Genomic DNA, 23,121 nt, shown 5'->3' on the forward strand with positions numbered 1-23,121 from the left:
TTGTGCGGTCTCGACAGAGCGGCCGTCTACGCCGCCTCACCGGCCGCCCGGTGCCGGGTGAAGGTCGACGGCGTGACACCCAGCACCCGTCGGAAATGTCGGCCGAGGTGCGCCTGGTCGTGGAAGCCCGCCTGCGCCGCCGCGGCCGCCGGCGTCGCGCCCGCGAGCAGCAGTCTGCGCGCGAGATCCACGCGCCGCCCCGTGACATAGCGGTGCGGGGCGATGCCGTAGGCGCGGGAGAAGCTGCGCACGAGATGGCTGGGGTGCGCCCCGAGGAGCGCTCCCGCCTCGCGCAGGGTGAAGGAGGCGTCGAGGCGCTCGTCGAGCAGGCTGCGCAGCCGCCGGGCGAGCGGGTCGTCGCGCACGGTGACGCTCGAGCCGTCGCCGAAGAAGCGCGAGATGTGCTCCCGCAGCGCGAGCACGCCCGACTCGGCGAGCAGCTCCTCGCCGGGGATCGAACTCGCCGCGTGCACGGCGCGCGCGATGGCGGCAGCATCCGCCCCCTCGATGCTCGGGCGATGCACCGCCGCCCCGACCGCCGCAGCCGGAAGCCAAGCGGCGTCGAGGTACAGCACCCGCTTGCGGTACGGCCGACCGGGCTCGACCGACCGCCCGTCGTGGGCGACGCCGGGCGGGAGCAGCGTCAGCACCTCGGGCGAGGTCACGTGCGCGGACCGCTCGAGGTCGTAGCGCACCGCTCCCCGCTCGACGAGCAGCACGGTCCAGGCATCGTGGGTGTGGGCGGGGTAGGCGTGGTCGCGGAACGTGGCGTGCAGCGCCTCGTGCACGCCGGGCACGGCGGGGCGCCACGCGCGCACCACATCGTTCATGCAAGAAACGTACAAGACGGATGCTGCGGCGCCGGGCGATGCTGAAACCATGACCGACCCGAACCTCACCGACGCCGCCCCGACCTTCGACACCAAGGTGGCCGTGGTGCTGCGCGAGGGGCTGCTGCCCTGGCAGGAGTTGAACGTGACCGCGTTCCTCTTGTCGGCCATCGCGACGAGCGGGGCCGACCTCGTCGGGGAGCCCTACGAGGACGCCGACGGCCGGACGTATCTGCCCATGCTGCGGCAGCCCGTGCTGGTGTTCTCGGCCGACGCGGCGACGATCACCGCCGCCCACGCGAAGGCCCTCGGACGCGGCATGCCCCTCGCGATCTACACGCGCGAGCTGTTCAGCACCGGCCACGATGCCGCCAATCGAGCGGCAGTGCGAGCGGTGGCGACCGCCGACCTCGACCTCGTCGGGATCGCGGTGCGCGGGGCGCGCAATGCCGTGGATCGGGTGATCAAGGGCGCACGCATGCACGACTGAGGGCCGGTGGCGACAGTGCCACCCAGCGCGGCGAGCGCAACCCCCTCCGAACGGCTCGGGCGTGGGCGCACGATGGCAGTCCTGCTACCGACGAGGAGATGTCATGAGCGACCCGATGGACAAGCCCAGCCAGGCCGAAGGTGCCGACGACGAGGGCGTCGAAGCAGAAGCGACGACCGGACCCGCCGGCGGCGAGTACGACCCGATGGACAAGCCCAGCCAGGCCGAGGGCGAGGACGACGCTTCGGCCGAGTGAGACGCGGCGGGGGCGTCAGTGCGCGGCGACGACCGCCAGCACGCCCTCGCCGTACGCCTCGCGCTTCTTGGCGCCGATGCCGGTGACGCCGTCGAGGTCGGCGAGAGACGCCGGGCGTGCTTCGGCGAGCGCGCGCAGCGTGGCGTCGCCGAACACGATGTACGCGGGTACGCCCTGTTCGCGGGCCTGCTCGGCGCGCCACGCTCGCAGCGCCTCGAACAGCTCGCGGTCGCCGGCGCTCACCGACTCGGCGGCGGCGGACTTGCGCACCCGCGCGTTGCCGCTGCTGGCCGCGCGGCCGAGCGTGTCCCGTCGAAGCGGCACCGGCGTCTCACCGCGCAGCACCCCCGTGCCGGCCTCGCCGAGCGCGAGCGTGCCGTACTCGCCCTGGGCCACCAGCACCCCGCGCGCGAGCAGCTGCCGGATGACGCTGCGCCAGTCCTGGTCGGACAGATCGGCGCCGATCCCGTACGTGGTCAGGGCGTCGTGGCCCTGCTGCGAGATGCGTTCGGTGCGGGCGCCGCGCAGGATGTCGATGAGGTGGCCGGCACCGAACGCCTGACCGCGTTCGCGCTGCAGCCGCACGATCGTGGAGAGCAGCTTCTGCGCCGCGATCTGGCCGTCCCAGGTCTCGGGCGGTTCGAGGCAGGTGTCGCAGTTGCCGCAGGGCTCGGACGGCTCGCCGAAGTAGCCCAGCAGGTTCTGCCGCCGGCACGCCACGGTCTCGCAGAGGGCGAGCATCGCGTCGAGGTGCTGGCCCAGCCGCACCTTGTAGGTGCGGTCGCCCGGTGACTGGTCGATCATGCGGCGCTGCTGCACGACGTCGCCCAGGCCGTAGGCCATCCACACGATCGAGGGGTCGCCGTCGCGACCGGCGCGACCCGTCTCCTGGTAGTAGCCCTCGACCGATTTGGGCAGGTCGATGTGGGCGACGAAGCGCACGTCGGGTTTGTCGATGCCCATGCCGAACGCGATCGTGGCGACCATGACCACGCCGTCCTCGCGCAGGAAGCGCGACTGGTTGGCCGCGCGCACCGAGGAGTCGAGACCGGCGTGGTACGGCAGCGCGTCGATGCCCTGGGTGCTCAGGTACGCGGCCGTCTGCTCGACGCTCTTGCGGCTAAGGGCGTAGACGATCCCCGCGGGGGCGCCCGCCTCGGGGGGCATCGTCTGGGCGAGTCCGCGGATGAACGAGACCAGCTGTCGGCGCTGGTCGACCTTCGGCTCGATGCGGTACTGGATGTTCGGCCGGTCGAAGCTGGCCGTGAACTGACGGGCATCGGGCAGCTGCAGCCGCTCGACGATCTCGCGGGCGGTCGCGGGCGTCGCCGTCGCGGTGAGCGCCATGCGCGGCACCCCGGGGAAACGTTCGGCGAGGTCGCCGAGCGCGAGGTAGTCGGGGCGGAAGTCGTGACCCCACTGCGACACGCAGTGGGCTTCGTCGATCGCGATCACGCTGAGCCTGCCGCGCTGCAGCAGCTGCGAGGCGGAGGCGGTGTTGAGGCGCTCGGGGGCGACGTAGAGCAGGTCGAGCTCGCCCGCGAGGAACGCCTGTTCGGTCGCCCGGCGCTCATCGGCGCCCTGCGTGGAGTTGAGGAAGGCCGCGCGCACACCGTTGGCGACGAGGGCTTCGACCTGGTCGTGCATGAGCGCGATGAGCGGACTCACGACCAGCCCGGTGCCCGGGCGCACGAGGGCGGGCACCTGGTAGGTGACGCTCTTGCCGCCGCCGGTCGGCATCAGCACGACCGCGTCGCCGCCGCCGATCACCTGGTCGACGATGTCGCCCTGGTCGCCGCGGAAGGCGTCGTAGCCGTAGACCTCGTGCAGCACCTCGCGCGGGTCGCGCCCGGTGAAGTCACGGCGCGGGGTCGATGAGACGGCGGGGGTGGGGGTGGATGCTGCGCCGGATGCGCCGCGGTATCCGGTCGATCGGGGTGCGGCGGCAGCATCCATCGGCGGCGGCGGCGCGTCGAGGTCGTCGGGCGGTGCGAAGGAATCGGGATCCCACTCGTAACCGTCGTAGGGATCGGCCGCGACCGCCGCGAACGGTTCGGAGGCGGAGTCGGGAGTCACCCGCCTACGATAGCCCGCGGCGCCGACACCGGCCCCGCCCCCGTCCTCCCCCGCGCCGACCTGCCCCGTCACCGACCCTCCCCGTCGCCGAGTACACACGTTCTCGCCGAGACGCCACGCTATCGACGCCGCTACCGTGTCGGTTCGACGAGAACGTGTGTACTCGACGGGACCGGACGCTGCGGCGGCGAGAACGTACGTACTCGACGGGGCCGGACGCTGCGTCGGCGAGAACGTGTCTACTCGACGGGACCGGATGCTGCGCGACGAGCCCGCGCGTCAGCCGGCGGTCGGCGGCGAGAACGCCAGCTGCGCGGTGAGGAACCCGTGGTCGCGGCTGACGATCTGGGCACGGCCCGCCACCGAACGCACGGGCTTCACGCGGCCGATGAGCGCACCCTCCTCGGGGTTACCGCCGAGCAGGATGCCGGTCACGCCGAGGTCGGTGAAGCGCTGGATGATCGGGTCGTACGCCGCCCGGCTGGCGCCGCCGGTGCGGCGGGTCAGGATGACGTGCAGACCGAGGTCGGAGGCCTGGGCGAGCAGCGGCTGCAGCACCGCGAGCGGGTTGCCCTGGCTGGTGGCGACGAGGTCGTAGTCGTCGACGATGATGAAGCCGTCGGCACCCTTCCACCAGCTGCGCTCGCGCAACTGGTCGGCCGTCACGTCGGGTCCGGGCACGCGCCCGCCGAAGTAGGCAGCCAGCTCCTGGAGGCCGCCGGTGGCGAGGTCGTGCGAGCTGAGATACGCACCCAGGTAATCGGCCGGCACTTCGCCCAGCAGGGCCCGGCGGTAGTCGACGACGAAGATCTTCGCCTCCGCCGGGGTGTACGCCCGCGTGATCTCCTGCACGATGCCCCGCAGGAACGAGGACTTGCCCATCCCGGCGTCGCCGTACAGGTACAGGTGCGGTTCGCTGCGCGGGTCGATGCCGAAGGGGGCGAGCTGGGCCTCGTCGATGCCCAGCAGCAGCCGGCGGTCGCCGGGCTCGGCCAGCGAGCGCAGGTCATCGAGTTCGATGCGCTCGGGCAACAGGCGCAGCTTCGGTCCCGCGGGCCCCTGCCAGGCGGCCGAGACACGGGCGATCATGGCCTGCACGCCGTCACCGAGGGTCGCGGCGTCGTTCGCACCGTCGATGCGCGGGATCGCCCCGAGCATCTGCAGTTTCGCCGAGCTGAGGCCGCGTCCGGGCTGGCTCATCGGCACGTTGGCCGCCTGCTTGCGGTCGATCTCGGAGTCGGTGGGATCTCCGAGGCGCAACTCGAGCCGGGTCTGAATGAGGTCCTTCAGGCTGGCCCGGATCTCCAGCCAGCGGTTCGCGGTGATCACCACGTGCACCCCGAAGCTCAGGCCCCGCGCCGCGATGGTCTGCACGCGGGCCTCGAGGGCTTCGTACTCCGTGCGCAGTGTCGCCCAACCGTCGACGACGAGGAACACGTCGCCGTAGCCGTCGCCGACCTCGCCGCGCTCGCGCCGCTGCCGGTACGTGTCCATCGAGTCGACACCGTTGCGGCGGAAGAACAGCTCCCGGGCGTCGATGATCGATTCCACCTCGGCCACCGTCCGGCGGACGGCCTCGGCCTCGGTGCGGGTCGCCACCCCGGCCACGTGCGGGTGGCGCTGGAGGCCCGTGAAGCTGCCGCCGCCGAAGTCGAGCACGTAGAACTGCAGCTCCTGCGGGGTGCCGGTCAACGCCAGCGCCGACACGAGGGTGCGGGCGAGCGTGGACTTTCCGCTCAGCGGCGAGCCCACGATGGCCACGTGGCCGGCGGCGCCGCCGAGCGACACGGTCAGGCGGTCGCGGCGCTGCTCAAGCGGCACGTCGACGATCGCGAGCGGCACCGTGAGGGCACCGGCCGCACGCCAGCCCGGCGAGACGAGGCCGAGCCGGGGGTCTTCGACCAGGTCGGGCATGAGTTCGTCGAGCGACGCCGGCTCCTCGAGGGGCGGCAGCCAGACCTGGTGGGCGGCCGGGCCGTGGCCCTGCATCCGCTCGACTGCGATGCGGAAGGTCGATCGCTCTTCTTTCGGCTGCAGAACGGGCCCCGCCGCGGCGTTGAACTCCGCGGAGTCCTCGACGTCGGATTCGGGCTGCGCGGCCGCGGTGAACAGCTCGATGCGGGCGGGCTCGCGCGAGAAGTCGTCGGTCGCTGCGGTCGGCGTGCTGAGCACGGTCTTGGGCCGGCCCGATACATACGCCGCACGGAATTGAACGAGGTTCTCGGTGTCGCTCTTCAAGAACCCGACGCCCGGCTCCTGCGGCAACGTGTAGGCGTCAGGGGTGCCGATGATCGTGCGCGACTCGGCGGCCGAGAAGGTGCGCAGACCGATCCGATACGACAGGTAGGTGTCGAGTCCGCGCAGTCGCCCCTCTTCCAGACGCTGCGAAGCCAGCAGCAGGTGCACCTGCAGCGAGCGGCCCACGCGGCCGATGTTGAGGAAGCTCTCCACGAACTCCGGCTTGGCGGTCAGCAGTTCGGAGAACTCATCGACGACGACCATCAGGGCGGGCAACGGGGCGAGCTCGCTCCGGCCCCCCTTGCGGGCCTTCTCGTAGTCCGACACGTTGGCGAAGTTGCCGGCAGCGCGCAGCAATTCCTGACGACGCACGATCTCGCCCTGCAGAGCGTCCTGGAACCGGTCGACCAGGGCGAGCTCGCTGCCGAGGTTCGTGATGACGGCAGAGACGTGCGGCATCTCGGCCATGCCGGCGAAGGTCGCACCACCCTTGAAGTCGACCAGCACGAAGTTCAGCTGCTCGGGCGAGTGGGTGAGCGCGAGGGCGAGCACGAGGGTGCGCAGCACCTCGGACTTTCCCGAACCGGTGGCGCCCACCATCACGCCGTGCGGGCCCATGCCCTGCTGCGCCGACTCCTTCAGGTCGAGCACGAGCGGGGTACCGTCCGGCTCCTGTCCGATGGGCACGCGCAGGCGGTCGCGCTCGAGACGGCCGGCCCAGGCGCGGTCGAAGTCGATCTCGCGCACATCGGGGAGCGACAGCAGCTCGACCAGCTCGAGTTGGGCCTGGCTGGCGGTGGTGTCGCTGACGACCGTCGGCGAGGAGCGCAGCGGCATCAACCGGCGGGCCGTGGCCTCCGCCTCGGCGATCGTCATCGCGTCGGCCGTGAACGAGCGCGAACCGTCCGCGAGGTCGATGAGCTCGGCGAGGACGGGGACGGATGCTGCGGGCGCAGCCAGGCGGGCACGCAACCCCGAGGCGGCCTCGGGGCGGTTCGCCTCACCGGGCAGCGCGATCCGCACGACGGCGGGGTCTTCGAGTTCCGCCCACCGGGTCGGCAGGTCCACCACGGTGACGGCCAGCATCCCCTCGGCGCTCACGATCGGGTTGCCCGGAGGCAGATCGACCCCGTCGACGACGATCACCACGTGCGGGGTGATGCCGCCGCCGGCCGCGAAGCGCGGACGCTCGCGCAACTGCACCGGCAGCATGTCTTCGAGGTCATCGAGCGATGAGGCGATCATGCGTGCCGGGCCGAGCTTGTCCTGTTCGCGCGACGACATGGCGTGCGGCAGCCACTTGACCCATTCCCAGGACGGCAGCTGACGGGGCCCGGCGAGGATCGCGATCACGACATCCTCTGGATCGTGCAGAGTCGCGATCCCCGCGATGACCGCCCGTGCGAGCGACCGCGCCGCTTCCTCGTCGGGGCCGACGATCTCGACCCGCGCGTAGTCGGTGAGGCGGATGCCGAGGGGAAGCGCCGGCTGCACCTCGTGGGTCAGCATGAATCGGTGCGCCGCCGAGGCGGCGACCGGGTCGAGCTGGGCGAGCGGGGGCAATTCGGGCGCTTCGAGGGTGAGGCTCAGCGGCTGATCGGCCGTGCCGACCCGCGTGAGCAGGAACGTCTCGTCGTTAGGCTCGCGTTCCCAGACCCGCGAGCGCTCCTCGGCGATGAACGGCAGGGCGGAGGGGGCGGGGATGACCCATCCGCCATGCCGACGTTGCTTGCGGGCGGCCACGCGCACCGTCTCGCGCAGGTCGCCGAGATAGGCGAGGTACTCGCGCCGGTTGCCGAGCACCTGCGAATTGCGCTGCGAGCGCTGGCGCCACCCGTTGACGGCGACGAAGCCGAGCGAGGACAGCAGGAACATGCCGCCGATCAGAAAACCCGTCGGGCCCGCGTTCGAGATGGTCACCATCACGATCGCCCCGACGCTGCCGAGCATCGGCAGGAGAGAGGTCAGGATGCCGCTGCCACCCTCGCTCGGCACGAGTTCGGGCGGGGGCTGCAGCACGATGCGGCCGCTGGGCACCGACGGGGGTGCGATACGAGGACCCTTGGTCACGGGGTGCCTCCGATCAGGCGGCTGACGGTGAAGATGCGCTCGCCCAGACGCACGCGCACGCCGTCGTCGAGGCGCGTGCGCACCCCCGCCGCGAGCACCCTGCCCCGCCCGTCGTCGTCGACGAGCTCGGACCCGTTGGTCGATCCGGCGTCGGTCACCCACGCGCTCTCACCGTCGTGCTCGAGACGCAGGTGGGTCTTGGAGATGAGGCGGTCGGGGTCGGTCACGACGATCAGGGCGTCTCCGGGTTCGGTGGCGACGGGGTTGCGCCCGAGGTTGACGGTGACCGGGAGCGGCAGCTGCTCCCGCTGACCCGTGTCGAAGGCGAGAAGCAGCTGACCGCCGGGAATCTGCGCGCCCGGGAGCGACGGGGACGCCGTCTCGGCCGCAGCGGGGAGGCCGGCCGCATCCGCGGGCGCGGGGAGGGCCGTGCTCGGCTGCGGCGCCGGTGCGGAGAGCGGGAGGGGCGGCGGGGGCGAACCCCACGCCGGCGCGATGGGCGGGGACGGAGCGAGCGCCTGCTGCCGGCCGACGTCGGCGGCGCGCCCGCTCTCGATGGACGAGCGACCCAGAACCGTGGGGGTGGCGAGCGCGTAGGCCCCGTCGGCGGCCTGCGCCACGCGATCGCGGCGCGGCACGGCGACGACGATCGTCTGCGCGGCCTTGTCCGCCCAGGAACGTCGGCGGCCCGTGCGGTCCCAGACTGCGGATGCCTGCACCACCCAGGCGCCGATGAGGAAGACCAACCCGCCGATGCCCACGATCGAGCCGCGCACGAAGGCGCGTCCTGCTCCCGGAGAGAACGGGGCGTCGGTGCGGGAGACGCGCAAGCGCAGCAGGGCCGCGCCCGGTCCGACCCCCCACCGTGCCTGCACGATCCACAGGGCGAGCACCACCTCCGCGGCGACGAAGGCCGCCAGGACCGCGGAGGACCACAGCAGACCGGCAACCGTCGCGAGCACGGCGACGACGGCGACGTCGATCGTGAACGCGGCCAGCCGCGCGCCGATCGTGGCGGGCGTGCCGATCGGCGGCGTCGGCATACTCATGCGGCCATCATTCCACGCACGGCATCTACGGCATCGGCGGCCAGCAGTCCGGCCGGCAGCGACAGGGCGATCGCGATCCACTCGAACGCGTCGCCTGCCCGCGACCACCGCAGCGAACTCACGCCCCGCCCGGCTGGGATGACCAGGAGGGCCGTCGCCGCGCCCACGACGAGGCACCCGCCCGCGAGGAGCGAGAGCATTCCCGCGTCGACGGTCGGCACGATCGCGCGCAGCACCGCGACCACGATGGCCGCGGCACCGATGCGCAGCATCCATCTCGTCGCCGGAACGGTCGACTTGCGAGCGCCGAGCATGAAAGCGAGGACAACGGTGACGGCGAGGGCGATGCGCCCCGACATCACCAGCGGGTCATCGCTCGCGAAGGACGGCAACGCCACGGGGGCGGCGGCGGCCGCCGCGACGACGAGAGCGAAGGTGCCGGCCGTCAACCGCGCGGTCGAGCGCGCGACGAGGGCGTCGGCGTCGTCGGCGTCGATGGTGAGCACCTCCTCCGGCAGGGTCTGGCGAACGCTCCATCGTGTGGTCTGGAACCGCGCGTAGTCGATGAAGGTGCCGGGGGCGACATCGACCAGGCTCGACACGAGCACGCGGTGCGCGACCGGGGCGAGGCCCACCGTCACCGCCGCGGCGGAGACGGCGTCGAGGTGCAGGGCGAGAGCTCCGCCCCAGACCGCGGCCAGCACGAGCAGCACGATCATCACGGCGCGCACTTCCGCGCTCACCGAGGGGGCGCGACTCACGACCCCCATCACCCCGGCCACAGCGGCGGCGAGCAACAAGCCGACGAACACCGAGAGCGTGATCCCCCCCGCGGGCAACGCGGGGACGCACGCGGTGCCGGCGCTGAAGGCGAGGATCAGGATGCTGATCACCGCCGCCGACGGTTGCTGTCGGCCCTGGTCGGCGCGCGCGGCGAACACCGTGCCCGCAGCGACGGCCGCGGCCGCGGTGACGATGCCCGCGGTCTGACGCGACGCCGCGTCGAGCGCGCCGGGGGCGGCGAGGGCGAGGACGGCCAGGAGAGCACCCGCTCCGCCGAGGAACCACCAGGCACCGCTCGGAAGCTTCTCCCGGCGCATCACCGCGCGGCGGCGCTTCGGGGCGGTCCGGGTCAGATCGACCACGGCCAGCACGGCGCCGTCGCGCAGCGTGTCGACGCGGCTCGCCGGGTCGATCTCCCGGCCGTCGGTTTCCAGCAGCACGTCGCGACCGGGCTGCAGGCGCAGTCCGACCGCGGAGAGCGCATCGACGACGACGGTGACGGCGGGGACGACGACGTCGTGCCGACGGGATCCGTCGACGATCACCACGCGGCGGCGCTCTGCCGTGTCGATCGTCACGCATCCCCCCTACACCCCCGACGCGAACGTCGTTGGTGGGCTCCACAGTATCCGCCTCCGGGGCCGGCTCCGTGACCATCCCGCAACGCCGCCGACCGCTCGATTCGCCGGCGAAATGTAGTGGCGACAAAAGAATCGTGTCAAGACTTTGCAGAATGCTAGGTACAGGGCGCATGCACCCGTACGTTTTTGTATGAGCACGCTCGGCCGTCATGGTCGAGCGCACCGGGGGCGCTCGTCCCCGATCCATGCTGGAACGAATCGCCCGCGCGTCGGGCGGATCAGAAAAGGGGATGAACGTGGCAGATCTCATTTCCGCCGAAGAAGGCGCCCTACGTCAGGGCGCCGAGGCGGTCAACACGGCCAAGAGCGGCATCGATCAGCAGGTCCGCAAGGTACGCGGCGAGATCGAGCAGGTCTCCGGTTTCTGGACCGGCGCGGCAGCGGGTGGCTACACCCAGCTCATGCAGCGCTGGAACGAGGAGACCACCAAGCTCAACGAGGTGCTCGTCACGCTCGAGGACGCTCTGCGCGGCACCGACCGCGACCAGGCGGCATCCGAAGAGTCGCACCAGCAGACCATCGGCAACCTCGGCTCCCTTCTCGGCTCCTGAGCCGTTCGACTTCGTAGAGAAAGAGGTTTCGTCATGCAGTCAATGTCTGTACGCCCCGAGCAGGTCATCGCCCTCGCGGGCCAGATCCGTACCGGCTCCGCGGGTATCCGCACGCGTCTCGAAGAACTCGAGTCCCAGGTCGGCAAGCTCCGCGCATCCTGGGACGGCGAGGCGCAGACCGCCTACGACCAGGCCCAGGCCCAGTGGACGCAGTCGCTCGGTCGCCTGAACGAGCTGCTCCAGCAGATCGCCGGCAAGACCGAAGAGATCGCTCAGGGATACGTCTCGACCGACAAGTCGGCCGCCGGACGCTTCGTCTGACAACCACCGTTGCGGGCCGACGGCCGGGGCGCCCTGCACCCCGCTGTCGGCCCGCAACAACGTCGGCAGGTGGCGAAACGCGCCTGCTCACGCACCGCTGACCGAAGGGGAGATGTTCACTGATGGCCGACATCATCAATCTGGACGGCGACATCGCCATCCAGAACGCCAGCACGCTGCACGACACGGCCGCGGACCTGCCCGCGTCCGCGACGGTCGCCGAGGTGCTCGGGAACCGCAAGGAACCGGCGGCCATCGACTTCACCAGCCGTCTGGAGAGCGCCGCAGGAAAGCTCGGCGACTCGATCGAGAACCTCCGGGAGTTCGTGGCGCTCAATGCCGACGCCCTCGCGAATGCCGTCCAAGCTCTCCTGGACACCGACCGCATGAACGCGGACGCCGCGGGCGATGCCACCGAACTGATCAACGACATGGCGGCGATGCCGCCCGCGGGCGGCACCGGCGCCGCTCCGAACACCTCCGTGCAGTCAAGCACCCGCCGCGACTTCGGCGGCGCGTTCTGACGCGGTGCTCACGATGACACAGGAACGCAGATCGATGACGAGCACCAGGTTGCGGGCAAGCACCCGCGCGTGGGCGGTCGTCACGCTCGTCTGCGCGCTCGTGACGTCCTCGGCGGTGGGGGCCTCGGCCGAGGCCGCAAGCTCTCCCGACTGGGCCTTCGACCTCTACGACGTCCAATCGGTGCAGGATCAAGGGTGGACCGGTGAAGGGGTCAAGGTCGCCGTCATCGGTTCGCAGATCAACCCCGACCTTCCGGTGTTCGCGGGTCAGAATCTGACGCTCGCCGAGGGAGCCCTGTGCGCCGACGGCGGACCCGTCGCCTCCACCGAGGCGACGGCATCCATCACGCACGACACGACCGTCGTCGCCTACATCAACGGGAACGGCACCGGAAACGGCAGCATCCGCGGTATCGCCCCCGGCGCGGACGTCACCTTCTACGGGAACGGCCCCGCCTCGGACGCCGGATGCTATTCCGCCGGCCCCGAGGACGTGACCACCTTCGGTTGGGGTGTGCAGCGCGCTGTCGACGACGGCGCTCGCATCGTCATCACCAGCAGAAGCAGCGCCGACTGGGACGGCGATGCGGAAGCGGTCGCCAACGCCGTGGCAAAGGGAGTTGTTGTGGTCGTCGCGACACCCAACCCCTCATCCACCTCGGACTCGGGCTACCCCCACGGGTACAACGGCGTCGTCGCCGCGAGCGGCGTCGACCGCGAAGGAATGCTGCAGACACGAGATGACGGCCAGCCTCAGGCTATCGCCGACACCACGGTGGTCGCCGCGGGCGACAGCCTGGCCGTGATCGGCTCCTCCACCGGCGGCTGGGACGCGCCCACCACGGGAACGGGCTCGTCATTCGCCGCACCCATCGTGGCGGGAATGCTCGCCGTCGTGGCGCAGCGCTACCCCGACGCCAGTGGGAACCAGCTGATCCAGACGCTCATCCACAACACGGGGCGGGAGGATCACGCCCTGGCCCGCGACGAGAGCGGCGGCTACGGCTATGGGGCGGCGTGGCTCACGCACATGCTGCAGGTGGACCCCGCGCAGTATCCCGACGAGAACCCGCTGATGACCAAGAGCACCGGGGTCCCGAGCGTGGAGCAGGTCGATGCGGCTGCCGCCCGAGGGTTCACCCTCCCCGAGGCTGTGGAGACCGCGGCTCCGCCGCCTGCCCCGGCGGAGGGAGCGAACGACTCCCCCGACATCGGTGCCGCCTCGGCATCGCCGATGTCGACACTCGTCCCCGTCGTTCTGACGATCGCGGCCATTGTGGTCGGGCTGATCGTGATCGGCGTCATCATCCTCGTCATCTTCATGACGAACGCCCGCAAGAAGAGAAAGCTGCAGGGAGGCCCCGCATGACCGGACCGTGGGAACAGAGCCTGATCAACTTCGCCGAGAGCGAGGAGTGGGAGCTTACGAGCGAGGAACAGCTGATCACCAAGCTCGCTCGGCTTCGGTTCGTCATGGACAAGGTCGCCGGCGAACCCGGTCTGACCGGGGAGTCGGGAATGACGGCGACCGAGACCTTCAGCGAGGCCAGCGGGCGCATCACGGACATCATCATCTACCTCGAGGAGCAGTTGAGCCATCACGTGGCGAGCGCGAACGCCGAACGCTCTCGTGCTCAAGGTGCCTTGGCGCAGTTGTCGGGAGGAAGCCTGACCCCCGAGCAGGAAGCGATGGTGCGGGGAGCAGCGGTCGGTGCCACGATCGTCTTCGGCCCCCTGTCGATTCTGGCCGGTGAGGGCGCGGTGGGCGCATTGAACGCTCACCTCGGCGCGCAACGCGAGGCAGACGCGCGCGACACCGTGGAGCTCATCAGCACGAACCTCAATGCCACCCCGGTTCCCACGCCACCGAGGTTCCCGAAGCCGGGGGAGACACCGGGACCCGAGGACAATCTGTTCGACTCCGAACCCGGCTTCGAGGGTGGGAGCGGCGGAGGAACGAATCGGCCGGGGTTCCAGGACTACCCGAATTTCGACGTGCGCCCGACCGGTCCGTCGGACAGCGGCGTGCTCATCACTCCGAACCCGACCGACTCGACCCCGACGGGACCCTTGCCCCCCGGGCCGAGAGGGCCCATCGTCGACATCGGCCACTTCCCTCCCGGGCCTGAGACCGTGACGCCGACGCCGGACGGTCCGATCGACGGCGGCTACTCGACGCTCCCCGGGACGGTGAACGGGCCATCGTCCGGCATCGGCGGCGGATCGGCTATCGGCGGCGGTTCGAGTGCGGGCGGTGGCTTGGGTGTCGGCCTTGCCGCGGGGGCAGGCGGAGCGGCCGCCCTCGCCCGGGCGGGGAAGCTGGGCGCGGGCGGTATCGGCGGATCCAAGCTCGCGGGCGGGGCCGGCGGCAAACTCGGTGGCGGAACCGTCGGGGCCGGCCGAGGTGCCGGATTGTCGGGCGGCCTGCTCGGGAAATCCGCCGGCCCGGCCGGCGGCGCGGGGACGGCCGCGGCGGGCACGCGCGGCGGCATGATGGGCGGCGGCGGCGGATCGGGAGCGCCCGCGGCCGGCGGCGGCGGGCGCGGCGGCGGGAAGGCCGGAGGCCTCGGCGGCGCTGGCGGCGCCGGCGGACGCTCTCGCGATGACAAGAAGAATCAGGGGCGCGGCTTGGGTGGCCCCATCGCACCGCACCTCGATGACGACGAGGACTTCGGTCCCCGTTCCGAGAATGCCGGAGCGGGTGGACGCGAGTGACCACGCTGTCGCGCTTCGGCCGATCACACACCGAACTCGGGAGCAACCATGAGTGAACGCATCTCCGCCACCGAGGGGGCACTCGCGCGTGGCGCGGAGGCCGTCTCGGGAACGCACGTCACCATCCACGACAGCACCCGCCGGGTGCTCGACGAGCTCGACGAGCTCTCGGGGCACTGGTCGGGAGAAGCTGCCCAGTCCTACTCGCAGCTGGTATCGGAATGGGCTGCGGGGGCGGACAAGCTCAACACCGTTCTCGTGCGTCTCGAGGAGGCCCTGCGAGCGACCGAACGAGCGCAGGCCGCGAACGAGCAGGAGCACCGCGCCACCATCGGTGGACTCGGCGCTCTTCTGGGAGGGGAATGACCATGGGTGATCTGAGAGTCAGGCCCGAGGCCCTCCACTCCGCCGCCGCGCGTCTTCGCGACGAGAGTGCACGCATCGAATCGGCGCTGCGCGCCCTCGAGCAGGAGGCGGGCCGGTTGCGAGCCAACTGGGACGGCACCGCCCGCGTCGCCTACGACAACGCCCAAGCTCAGTGGAGCGCCACTCAGGAGCAGATGAAGGACGTTCTGGCTCGAATCGCCACCGCCACGTCGCAGATCGCCGTCGACTACGTCGAAACCGATCGCCGTTCGGCGAAGAACTTCGGCTAGAAGACCGGGGCGTCGCCCAGCATCCTTCTCCACCGTCCAGAAAGGCCGTCATGACCTTCCAACCGACTCCGCCGGAAACGCCCGTCGTGCCACCCGTTCTCTACCTCCCGTTGAGTGCGCAGTCGACCGCAGAGGCGCAGTCCGTCGAGATCCGAGAGCTCCGGGACGGCCGCAAGGCGCTTCTCGCGTACACCGCACTCGACCGCCTGCTCGCCCTTGCCGGGGATCGGCAGCCGTGGACGCTCCTGCGCACGGAGGACCTGCAGCGCATCAAAGAAGTCCAGGCGTACGACGTCGTGATCTTCGATCTCGAGGTGCCGACGCAGTACCGCAGGAACGGGGCCATCGCATGACGAAGATCGCCATGGACCCGGAGGTCATGGCGGTCCATGCCTCGACACACGAAGAGGTGGTGACCTACCTCGAGGGTCAGTTGAACGCCATCCCCGCTTCGGTCGACGGCGGTCTGGCCTCGGACAGCATCGCGGCGATCCTGACGCGCGTCGGCGACGGCGTCGACGCGCTTTATCGGGTGCACGGCACGCTGGGCGAGATCGTGCGTTCCATCGCCGACGACGCCGCCACCCTCGAAGAGGACATCGTCGAACAACTCGGCCCGGTCGCCGCGGAGGTCGGCGGATAGTGACGATCGACACGACCGTCCCGGGTTCCCCCTCATCGGTGCGCGCTGCCGCTGAATGGTTGGATCCGGGTCTGAAGGACGCCGCCAAGGCCTCCCAAGACGCCAGCACGCTCATCCCGGTCGGCGTCCGCTCGCACTGGTTCGGCGAATCCGCCGACGAGTACGTGACGATCCTCCTCAAACTCGGTGATGCCTCCGGCGAGGTGGCGACGCAGGCATCCGACGCCGCTGAAAAGCTGCGCTCCTATGCGGGCCAGTTGGAGCGGATGCAGGGAGACTTCGCCACGCACCGCGACAATGCCCGCAACGAGGGGCTCCCCGTGACGGGGATGATCATCGGGCGCCCGGTCACCCTCATCGCGGAGCCGCCGACCTCGCGCGACGACCCGAACTGGGACGAATGGCAGAAATTCCAGGATCAGGTCGAGCTCTACAACGAGATCGCGGAGGACGTCGGCTCATGGTGGGGCGAGCTGGAAGTGTGGATCGCGGAGAACCTCGACGGATTCCTCGGAGGACTTCCCGCCCAATCCGCAGCGGAGAAGATACTCGAGGGTCTCAAGACCGTGGGTGAGGAGGTGCCGCGCACCTTCTTGGACGGAGCGGAGCTGCGCTGGGAGACGGATGCCCGCACCCTCACCTCTCAAGCCCAGGAACTCCGACAGGGCGCCGCCGATTTCGTGCGCGAACTGCGCTCGGGCAACCCCGCCGTCCGTGCAGCAGCGGAAGCGGCGAACCCCCACGGCATGCGGTGGGCCGCGGACGAGGCGGAAGACCTCGCTCGACGACTCGCCAAGGCCGGAAAGGTCATCCCCTTCGTGGGTTGGGGGATCGACCTGTGGAGTCTCGGCTCGGACATGGCTACGGGGGATGATCCCTCCTCCACCGGAGTGGAGATCCTCGGTGGTGTGGTGGGCGGTATCGCCGCCACCGCGGCCGTCGGAGCCTTGGCGGCCGCCGGCATCGTGACGCTCCCGGTCTGGGGCACGGTCGCCGTCGTCGCCGGAGCCAGCGTCGCGGTGGGAGCCGGCGCCGTGTGGGCGTACGAGAACTGGGTTCCGCAGGACGTCCGCGAGTCGATCGATGCCGGCATGGAGCAGGCGTGGGACGCGACCGCCGATTTCGCCGAAGACGCGTGGGAGAACACCGGCGATTTCCTCGGCGATGTCGGGCACGGCATCGGAAAGACCTGGAAAGGGGTCTTCGGGTGAGCACCGCCCCGACGACGATCGTTGTACCCGGCCACCCGGGCTGGCAGGGCCAACAGGGCTCGACCGGCGCCGTGACCAGCCTCGGAGTGCTGCTGGGACTGGCCGCGCTGGCGTACGGCGCGATCCTGTTCGCCGACCCGGCTCCCTCGATGAAGGCCCTCGGTCTTGCGGTCGTCGTGACGGCCGCGGCGACGGCCTGGCTGCTGATCGTGCAGGTGCGCCTGTCCCGCGTGCGGGTCGTTCGCGCCTCGGCCTCGCCTGACGAAGTGCGCTTCGCCGGCGCGACCGAGACGGCATGGCCGCTGCGGGTGCTGGGAGTGTTGGGGCTCGTCCTGATCGGATGCTGGCTCTGGGCCGTCCTGACGGTGCCCGCCGATCGGCTGAGCCTGCTAACCCTGCTGCTCGTGCCCGTGGTCGCAGCATCCCTTCTCTACGGCGGTGGCCGGGCCTGGCTGGGGCTGTCGGGAGCGCACTCGCTGACCCTTACCCCCGAGCGCCTCGTGCTGCGGATACCCCGCAACGCGCTCAATGCTCCCTGGGGGGATATCTCAGGAGCGCAGTTGGTTCAGAACCGCGTCGTGGTGACATCGGGAGCGGGCGGCTCGGTGTCGTGGGCGGCCCGCGATCTGGCGAGCGATCCGGTGATCCTCGCCGACCTCGTGTCGTTCTACGCGGGCTCCATCGCCGCGCGTGCCGAGATCGGGGAGGCGACCCTGGGCCGGCTGCAGGACGGCGCTCTGCCGGGGGCACAACCCCGGCGCCGCCCGCCGATGACACCGGACGCGCGCAGCTAAGCTGACGGCGGACACAACGCCCGGGTGCACCTCTGCCCTCGGAGAGACGGGGACCGACGTGACCCAGACGATGAACGTGCAGCGCGCGCTGCTGCGCATCTCGGTGCAGAGCGAGGGACGCCGACTCGACATCGGTGTGCCCGCCCAAGTGCCGCTCGTCGAGTTCATGCCCGGCTTCGCCCGCAGCCTGGGCGTGTTGGATCCGACCATGACCTACGCGGGCTACGCCCTGCAGAAGGCCGACGGCACCGTTCTGGACGTGTCGCAGGGGGGAGCCGCGCAAGGCGTCGAGGACGGCGAAGTGCTCACGCTCGCCCGCGGCGGCCTCGTCGCCCAGCCTCGCGTCTACGACGACATCGTCGAGGCCGTCATCGACGCGACGAACGACCAGAACCGCCCCTGGACGACGAAGGACAACGCCCGCACCGCTCTCGCCGTCAGCCTCACCCTGCTCGGGGTCTGCGCGGTACTGCTGCTCGCCGCCGGCCCCTCGCTCGGAGTGGGCGCACTGATGGCCGGCGGCGGCGCCGTCGCGCTCCTGGTCGTGGCGGCCGTCGTCTCGCGTCTCGGTCAGCTCGAGGCAGGCCAGGGGCTGGGGATCGCCGCCGCGGTGTTCGCCGGGCTCGCGGGATACCTCGCCGTCCCGGCCTCGTTCTCGCTCTGGGGCTGGCCGCTCGCGGCCGCCGGAGCGGGCGCGCTCATCGCCGGCGGTGCGGCGCTGGCCCTGCTGCCCGACCGTTCCGAAGTGCAGCTCACTCCTCTCGTCGCCGGCGGGATCATCGGCGTCACCGCGACGATCGCCGCCCTCGTTCCCGACTCCGAGGTCACGCCCTACGCCGTGATGATCGGCATCGCCGCGACGATCGGCGGCGCGCTGCCCTGGCTCGTGCTGAGCTCCACGCGGATCAAAGTGATCTCCCCGCAGACCGACGCCGAGGTCTTCGCCGACCCCGTCCCCATCGACGCTGCGGAAGTCGCCCGCCGAAGCGCCCAGGGTCGACGCATCCTCATCTCCCTCCGCGTCGCTCTCGGGATCGTGGTGCTGGCGGGAACCCCCTTGGTCGCAGCGTCCGGCGCCGCGGGCGCGGCCCTGTGCACCCTCGCCTTCGTGGGCATGATGTTCCCGTCGCGTCAGACGTACGCCCGTTCGGGGGTCGTCACGGTGATGGCCGTCGGCACGCTGGGTCTCGCCATCGCGGGCCTCACGATCTCGTTGACCCAGCCCGACCTGCGTCTCGTGCTGCTCGTCGTGCTCACGGTCGCGACCGTCTTCGTGGTGACCATCACCCTGCTCTCGCCGCGGGCGCGCCTGCGGCTGACGCGTTTCTCGGACGCCGTGGAGCTGCTGGTGCTCGCCGTGCTGCTGCCGCTCAGCGTCATCGCCTCCGGACTGGCGTAACCGCGTGGCCACCAAGGGCGACCTCATCGAGGCGCAGAACTTCTCCCGCCGCCGACTGCTGACCGCCTTCATCAGCGGCGCCCCGGGCGGTAAGGAACTCGAGCCCTCCTCCCCCATGCGCGCGGTGATCGCCGCGATCGCGCTCACCGCGCTGGTGGTGCTGGTGGGACTCTTCTACGGATTCATCAAACCGGGGCTTCCGAGCGGGTGGGAGAACGGCAAGCTCATCCTCGTATCCGACACCGGGGCGCGCTTCGTGACCGTCGACGGCGTGCTCCACCCCGTCATCAACACCGCGAGCGCGCGGCTGCTGCTCCCCTCCGCCGAGTTCGACGTGCTCTCCACCGAGCAGCAGAACCTCGAGGGCACGCGTATCGGCGACACCCTCGGCATCGTCGGCGCGCCAGACGAGCTGCCGGCGCCGGACCGACTCAGCAACACGGGCTGGAGCGCGTGCGTGACCGACGACGGCGCCCTGGACGTGCGCATCGGGGGCGCCCCGCTCGCCCGCGCCGAAGGGCGCGCGGCGGTGGTGGAGTCGGACGGCAACCTCTACGTCATCGACGGCGGCCGCAGCTTCGCCGTGGCCGACAACAGCGACGCCGTGCTGCGCGCCGCGGGGATCACCTCTCTCGACCCGGTCACCGTGCCGACGGACTGGCTGAACCTGTTCACGCCGGGCACCCCGCTCGGCCCGCTCGTCGTGGACGGCGCCGGTGGATCGGTCGAGGGCACCGACCTGCCGGTCGGCACCGTCGTGCATCAGACCGGTGCGCCCGACACCGAGCGCCTGCTCGTGCAGTCCGACGGCACCCTCGCCGCACTGACCCCCCTCGCCTGGCAGCTCTACCTGCTCGGCAGCGGCAGCGGATCCGGCGAGCCGGTCGACGTCACCACCGCCGAGACCGCTGCCCTCGACACGGCAGCGCGCCCCGCCGGCGGTGAGGATTGGCCCGACGAGGGCTTCCAGTCCATCGCCACCGACCAGCGCGCCTGCGCGGCCCTCGTCTCGGGCGACGGTCAAGCCACCACGGCCCTCGCCACCCAGGACGCGAGCACCGGCGTCACCGCCGGGGTGAACGTGGAGCCGGGCAGTGGCGCCCTCGTCCGCGCCGGTGGTCGCGGGGTGCAGAACACCGGGATCGTCACCCTCGTCGATGCGACCGGGCGCGCGTACCCGCTGCCCGGGGCGACGGAGGAGACCGTGCTGCGCCTCGGTTACACGGCCGATTCCGTCGGTGCGGTCAGCGACGGGTGGACCGAGCTCCTGCCCACCGGACCCGCGTTGAGCGAGGCCGCGGCGGGGCTTCCCCCTACCGCCGAGGCACCGTGACCCGCGCGAGAGCGACGCGGTCGGCTGCTGCCGGGATGCTGGGGCTCGCCCTGGTGCTGACCTTCGGCGCCGGCGCCCAGGCCGCGATGACGAACGCTTCGCCGTGGCGCGCGGCGGCCCAGGAGCAGTGCAGCGCCGCCACCCGCATCCCCGAGACCCCGCCCGCCCTCGAAACGCTGCAGAGCGAGGCCGCGTGGTCGGTCACGCGCGGAGCGGGCGTGACCGTCGCCGTCGTCGATTCCGGGGTCGCAGCGGCCAACCCCCACCTTGCGGCCGCGGTCAGCGGCGGCGTGAATCTCGTGCCCGACGGCACGGACGCGGCCGGTACCGCCGACTCCTACGGGCACGGGACGGCCATCGCCGGTCAGATCGCCGCGCGTCTCATCGAGGGTTCGGGGATCGTCGGGCTCGCGCCGGAGGCGAAGATCCTGCCCGTCCGCGTGTTCGCCGGCACCTCCGACCAGGAGGTGGAGGCGGGGTTCGGGCCCTCGACCGCCCGCATCGCGGAGGGCATCCGCTACGCCGCGGATCAGGGCGCTCAGGTCATCAACGTCTCGATGAGCACGGCTGCCGCAGACCCCGCCCTCGCCGAGGCCGTCGCCTACGCCACCGCGTCGGGCAGCCTGGTGGTGGGCAGTTCGGGAAACCGCGACTCCACGCTGGCGCTGGAGGAGAACGACGGGGACGGCGAGCGGTACCCGGCCGGCGCCGCCGGCGCGCTGGGGGTCGCAGCATCCGATCTCTCGGGAGCCCCGACCGAGGCGAGCATCCATGGCCCGCACGTGGCGATCTCCGCGCCCGGGCAGGAGATCGCGACGACCTCCGCCCTCGGAGGCGACTGCGCGTACGCGGTCGAGGAGGCCGCCACCAGTTACGCCGCCGGTTACGTCTCGGCGGCGGCGGCGCTCGTCGCGGCAGCCTTCCCGGACGAGACCCCCGAACAATGGGCCTACCGTCTGGAGGCGACGGCGGTACGCGCCGACCCGGATACGCGCTCCGACGAGGCCGGCTGGGGCGTCGTGCAGCCGTTCGATGCGATCGCGCTGGTGCCCGGAGCCGATATCCGGGGGCCCGCGAGCCCGTTCCTCACCACCCCCGCACCCGCCCGCACCCAGGACGCTGCCGCACCGATCTCGGTGAGCGACGACCCCGGGCCCGATGCCGAGGCCCTGGGCATCGCCGCGACCACCGCGATCGTCGCGCTCGTCGTGCTCGCCGCCGTCGGTGCCCTCAGCGTGTTCGTGACTCGGCGGCGCGCGGAAGCTTCCGTGTCCTCCTCGCGCACCCCGACCGGCCGCGGCGGACTCTTCGGGGACTCCCCCGGTCCCTGACCGCGCCGGCTAGGCCGTGTCGACCCGGCGAACGCTCAACCGCGCGTCGCCGAGGAGGAACTCCCCGTCGACCGGCACCGAGGCGCCTGGGGCGACCTGCTGCGCGACTCCCTGCGGGTCGAGCAGAGCGATGCCGTTGACCGAGCCGAGGTCGGTGATCAGCCATCCCTCGCCGCTCCACTGCAGTTGCGCGTGCTCCTTGGAGACGGTGCGGGTGTCATCGTCGACCGTGACGTACTGCGCCTCGCCGCGGCGCAGCAGCGGCTTGCGTCCGAGCACGATGGTGCGGGCCGTGACGGCGAGCGCCTCACCCGAGGGCAGCACGAGCTCCCAGCTGCGCGGACCGCGCACGATCGAGGTCTCGTCGTCGATCGGGTCTTCCCGCGAGCGGCGGCGGTACGACGTCGCGTCCGCGACGTCCGGCGTGACCGGCTCGACCACCGGCGCCGCGGGCGGCGGCGTCAGCGGAGCCGCTGTTATGACAGGGGACGCGATGACAGGGGCCTGGATCACCGGGGACGCGATGACGGGGGGCTCGGGGAGCGGCGCGGGCGGCGCGGCGACCGGGGCGGCCGCGGGAGCCCAGGCGGCGCCCGGGGCGATCGGCGCCACCGCGGGCGGCCCCGCCGGTGCGAGGGCGGGCACGGCGCGAACGCCGCCCGCGCTCAGCGCGAGGGGCGCTTCGTCGGCTTCGTCATCGTCGTCCGCCGCCGCGCCGGTGGCGATCGGCTCGGCGCCGGCGATCACCATCGCCCAGACCGGCGGCAGCAGGACGGCGAGCACCGTGGCGCCCGCACCCCGCCCGACGCCGATGTTCACGCGGTGGGCGGCGATCGCACGCAGGACGACGCCGTACACGGCCACGAGCGGAACGAGCAGCAACGCGGCCTTGACCGGGTCGATGCGCCCCATCCGCAGGATCTCGGCGTCGTTCAGCAGCGGCACCCACGCCCGCCACGGCTCGACGCCGTGGCTCTGCAGCACCCGGGCCAGCCCCAGGGCGTACCAGATGTGCCAGGCCGCACCGACGATGAGCACGACGACCGCTACCGTCAGCGCCACCGCGAGAAAGGCAGCTGTCTCCATCACGTGGGATCCTCTCCGCCGGGCGACCGGGTGGTGCCTCCTCGACGGTACCGCGTCGGCGCACAGGTTCGGCAAACGTGCAACGCCCGGTCGCGCCCTGGCGGAACACGTCGAGGCCCGCCTA

At 71.6% G+C, this 23,121-nt stretch carries 22 protein-coding genes; 16 read left to right on the top strand and 6 right to left on the bottom strand.

The window, feature by feature from the left end; all coding sequences use genetic code 11:
- Nucleotides 1–26 precede the first annotated feature (26 nt).
- Entirely contained in the window at nucleotides 27–830 is an 804-nt protein-coding gene (locus ACFXP5_RS08930) for an AraC family transcriptional regulator (RefSeq protein ID WP_394544361.1), read from the bottom strand.
- Here ACFXP5_RS08930 and ACFXP5_RS08935 point away from each other — a divergent pair.
- Both ACFXP5_RS08935 and ACFXP5_RS08940 read left to right on the top strand, forming a co-directional pair.
- Nucleotides 829–1,320 carry a DUF2000 family protein gene (locus ACFXP5_RS08935; RefSeq protein ID WP_394544362.1) on the top strand — a complete coding sequence of 164 codons (492 nt, stop codon included), beginning with the start codon at nucleotides 829–831 and terminating at the stop codon, nucleotides 1,318–1,320. The genes ACFXP5_RS08930 and ACFXP5_RS08935 overlap by 2 nt on opposite strands.
- Before the next feature lie 103 nt (nucleotides 1,321–1,423).
- Nucleotides 1,424–1,576 (top strand): hypothetical protein, encoded by a 153-nt coding sequence (locus ACFXP5_RS08940; RefSeq protein ID WP_394544363.1) that lies wholly within the window; start codon nucleotides 1,424–1,426, stop codon nucleotides 1,574–1,576.
- A gap of 15 nt (nucleotides 1,577–1,591) precedes the next feature.
- Here the strand turns inward: ACFXP5_RS08940 and recQ are convergent, their stop codons facing one another.
- The 4 genes from recQ to ACFXP5_RS08960 all read right to left on the bottom strand — a co-directional run bounded on the left by recQ (nucleotide 1,592) and on the right by ACFXP5_RS08960 (nucleotide 10,370).
- A complete protein-coding gene (gene recQ / locus ACFXP5_RS08945) occupies nucleotides 1,592–3,652 on the bottom strand; it encodes a DNA helicase RecQ (RefSeq protein ID WP_394544364.1) in 2,061 nt (686 codons plus the stop codon).
- A 279-nt stretch (nucleotides 3,653–3,931) separates the two neighbouring features.
- A complete protein-coding gene (gene eccCa / locus ACFXP5_RS08950) occupies nucleotides 3,932–7,960 on the bottom strand; it encodes a type VII secretion protein EccCa (RefSeq protein ID WP_394544365.1) in 4,029 nt (1,342 codons plus the stop codon).
- Entirely contained in the window at nucleotides 7,957–9,009 is a 1,053-nt protein-coding gene (locus ACFXP5_RS08955) for an FHA domain-containing protein (RefSeq protein ID WP_394544366.1), read from the bottom strand. The genes eccCa and ACFXP5_RS08955 overlap by 4 nt, the downstream gene beginning before the upstream one ends.
- On the bottom strand, nucleotides 9,006–10,370 hold the full coding sequence (locus tag ACFXP5_RS08960) for a hypothetical protein (RefSeq protein WP_394544367.1): 1,365 nt from the start codon (nucleotides 10,368–10,370) through the stop codon (nucleotides 9,006–9,008). Before ACFXP5_RS08960 ends, ACFXP5_RS08955 begins: the two co-directional genes overlap by 4 nt.
- A 293-nt stretch (nucleotides 10,371–10,663) precedes the next feature.
- Between ACFXP5_RS08960 and ACFXP5_RS08965 the strand changes: the two genes are divergently transcribed.
- The 14 genes from ACFXP5_RS08965 to ACFXP5_RS09030 all read left to right on the top strand — a co-directional run bounded on the left by ACFXP5_RS08965 (nucleotide 10,664) and on the right by ACFXP5_RS09030 (nucleotide 21,911).
- Nucleotides 10,664–10,984, top strand: coding sequence for a WXG100 family type VII secretion target (locus ACFXP5_RS08965; RefSeq protein WP_394527841.1), 321 nt, complete (start codon nucleotides 10,664–10,666; stop codon nucleotides 10,982–10,984).
- 33 nt (nucleotides 10,985–11,017) lie between these two features.
- Nucleotides 11,018–11,305 (top strand): WXG100 family type VII secretion target, encoded by a 288-nt coding sequence (locus ACFXP5_RS08970; RefSeq protein WP_394527842.1) that lies wholly within the window; start codon nucleotides 11,018–11,020, stop codon nucleotides 11,303–11,305.
- 122 nt (nucleotides 11,306–11,427) lie between these two features.
- Nucleotides 11,428–11,829 carry a hypothetical protein gene (locus ACFXP5_RS08975; RefSeq protein WP_394544368.1) on the top strand — a complete coding sequence of 134 codons (402 nt, stop codon included), beginning with the start codon at nucleotides 11,428–11,430 and terminating at the stop codon, nucleotides 11,827–11,829.
- 34 nt (nucleotides 11,830–11,863) lie between these two features.
- Complete coding sequence (locus ACFXP5_RS08980) at nucleotides 11,864–13,198, top strand: S8 family serine peptidase (protein ID WP_394544369.1); 1,335 nt, start codon at nucleotides 11,864–11,866, stop codon at nucleotides 13,196–13,198.
- Nucleotides 13,195–14,544, top strand: a complete 1,350-nt coding sequence (locus tag ACFXP5_RS08985) for a hypothetical protein (RefSeq protein WP_394544370.1) — start codon at nucleotides 13,195–13,197, stop codon at nucleotides 14,542–14,544. The genes ACFXP5_RS08980 and ACFXP5_RS08985 overlap by 4 nt, the downstream gene beginning before the upstream one ends.
- A gap of 48 nt (nucleotides 14,545–14,592) precedes the next feature.
- Complete coding sequence (locus tag ACFXP5_RS08990; RefSeq protein ID WP_394527846.1) at nucleotides 14,593–14,910, top strand: WXG100 family type VII secretion target; 318 nt, start codon at nucleotides 14,593–14,595, stop codon at nucleotides 14,908–14,910.
- A gap of 2 nt (nucleotides 14,911–14,912) precedes the next feature.
- A complete protein-coding gene (locus ACFXP5_RS08995; protein ID WP_394527847.1) occupies nucleotides 14,913–15,200 on the top strand; it encodes a WXG100 family type VII secretion target in 288 nt (95 codons plus the stop codon).
- Between the two features lie 50 nt (nucleotides 15,201–15,250).
- On the top strand, nucleotides 15,251–15,553 hold the full coding sequence (locus tag ACFXP5_RS09000; RefSeq protein ID WP_394544371.1) for an SAV_915 family protein: 303 nt from the start codon (nucleotides 15,251–15,253) through the stop codon (nucleotides 15,551–15,553).
- Nucleotides 15,550–15,843: a hypothetical protein gene (locus ACFXP5_RS09005; protein ID WP_394527849.1), complete on the top strand. Its 294-nt coding sequence runs from the start codon at nucleotides 15,550–15,552 to the stop codon at nucleotides 15,841–15,843. Before ACFXP5_RS09000 ends, ACFXP5_RS09005 begins: the two co-directional genes overlap by 4 nt.
- Complete coding sequence (locus ACFXP5_RS09010; RefSeq protein WP_394544372.1) at nucleotides 15,843–17,054, top strand: hypothetical protein; 1,212 nt, start codon at nucleotides 15,843–15,845, stop codon at nucleotides 17,052–17,054. The genes ACFXP5_RS09005 and ACFXP5_RS09010 overlap by 1 nt, the downstream gene beginning before the upstream one ends.
- The gene (locus ACFXP5_RS09015; protein WP_394544373.1) at nucleotides 17,051–17,848 is read left to right on the top strand and encodes a hypothetical protein; all 798 of its coding nucleotides are present in this window, start codon (nucleotides 17,051–17,053) and stop codon (nucleotides 17,846–17,848) included. Before ACFXP5_RS09010 ends, ACFXP5_RS09015 begins: the two co-directional genes overlap by 4 nt.
- A 58-nt stretch (nucleotides 17,849–17,906) precedes the next feature.
- Nucleotides 17,907–19,247: a type VII secretion integral membrane protein EccD gene (gene eccD / locus ACFXP5_RS09020; protein ID WP_394544374.1), complete on the top strand. Its 1,341-nt coding sequence runs from the start codon at nucleotides 17,907–17,909 to the stop codon at nucleotides 19,245–19,247.
- A 4-nt stretch (nucleotides 19,248–19,251) separates the two neighbouring features.
- Nucleotides 19,252–20,580: a type VII secretion protein EccB gene (gene eccB / locus ACFXP5_RS09025; RefSeq protein WP_394527853.1), complete on the top strand. Its 1,329-nt coding sequence runs from the start codon at nucleotides 19,252–19,254 to the stop codon at nucleotides 20,578–20,580.
- Nucleotides 20,577–21,911, top strand: coding sequence for a S8 family serine peptidase (locus ACFXP5_RS09030; RefSeq protein ID WP_394544375.1), 1,335 nt, complete (start codon nucleotides 20,577–20,579; stop codon nucleotides 21,909–21,911). The genes eccB and ACFXP5_RS09030 overlap by 4 nt, the downstream gene beginning before the upstream one ends.
- 9 nt (nucleotides 21,912–21,920) lie before the next feature.
- On the opposite strand, the gene ACFXP5_RS09035 is transcribed toward ACFXP5_RS09030, so the two are convergent.
- Nucleotides 21,921–22,997, bottom strand: a complete 1,077-nt coding sequence (locus ACFXP5_RS09035) for an FHA domain-containing protein (protein WP_394544818.1) — start codon at nucleotides 22,995–22,997, stop codon at nucleotides 21,921–21,923.
- Nucleotides 22,998–23,121 lie beyond the last annotated feature (124 nt).

Source organism: Microbacterium hanjuni (assembly GCF_043556395.1).
In the GTDB taxonomy this organism is placed as follows: domain Bacteria; phylum Actinomycetota; class Actinomycetes; order Actinomycetales; family Microbacteriaceae; genus Microbacterium.

What these genes read in the sequence shown, in the direction of transcription:
- ACFXP5_RS08970 (WP_394527842.1), top strand. Translation starts at nt 11,018, where the DNA reads ATGCAGTCAATGTCTGTACGCCCCGAGCAGGTCATCGCCCTCGCGGGC.
- ACFXP5_RS08965 (WP_394527841.1), top strand. Translation starts at nt 10,664, where the DNA reads ATGAACGTGGCAGATCTCATTTCCGCCGAAGAAGGCGCCCTACGTCAG.
- ACFXP5_RS09000 (WP_394544371.1), top strand. Translation starts at nt 15,251, where the DNA reads ATGACCTTCCAACCGACTCCGCCGGAAACGCCCGTCGTGCCACCCGTT.
- ACFXP5_RS08955 (WP_394544366.1), bottom strand. Translation starts at nt 9,009, where the DNA reads ATGAGTATGCCGACGCCGCCGATCGGCACGCCCGCCACGATCGGCGCG.
- ACFXP5_RS09005 (WP_394527849.1), top strand. Translation starts at nt 15,550, where the DNA reads ATGACGAAGATCGCCATGGACCCGGAGGTCATGGCGGTCCATGCCTCG.
- ACFXP5_RS08935 (WP_394544362.1), top strand. Translation starts at nt 829, where the DNA reads ATGCAAGAAACGTACAAGACGGATGCTGCGGCGCCGGGCGATGCTGAA.
- ACFXP5_RS08975 (WP_394544368.1), top strand. Translation starts at nt 11,428, where the DNA reads ATGGCCGACATCATCAATCTGGACGGCGACATCGCCATCCAGAACGCC.
- ACFXP5_RS08940 (WP_394544363.1), top strand. Translation starts at nt 1,424, where the DNA reads ATGAGCGACCCGATGGACAAGCCCAGCCAGGCCGAAGGTGCCGACGAC.
- ACFXP5_RS08990 (WP_394527846.1), top strand. Translation starts at nt 14,593, where the DNA reads ATGAGTGAACGCATCTCCGCCACCGAGGGGGCACTCGCGCGTGGCGCG.
- ACFXP5_RS08995 (WP_394527847.1), top strand. Translation starts at nt 14,913, where the DNA reads ATGGGTGATCTGAGAGTCAGGCCCGAGGCCCTCCACTCCGCCGCCGCG.
- ACFXP5_RS09035 (WP_394544818.1), bottom strand. Translation starts at nt 22,997, where the DNA reads ATGGAGACAGCTGCCTTTCTCGCGGTGGCGCTGACGGTAGCGGTCGTC.
- ACFXP5_RS08985 (WP_394544370.1), top strand. Translation starts at nt 13,195, where the DNA reads ATGACCGGACCGTGGGAACAGAGCCTGATCAACTTCGCCGAGAGCGAG.
- ACFXP5_RS08930 (WP_394544361.1), bottom strand. Translation starts at nt 830, where the DNA reads ATGAACGATGTGGTGCGCGCGTGGCGCCCCGCCGTGCCCGGCGTGCAC.
- ACFXP5_RS08980 (WP_394544369.1), top strand. Translation starts at nt 11,864, where the DNA reads ATGACGAGCACCAGGTTGCGGGCAAGCACCCGCGCGTGGGCGGTCGTC.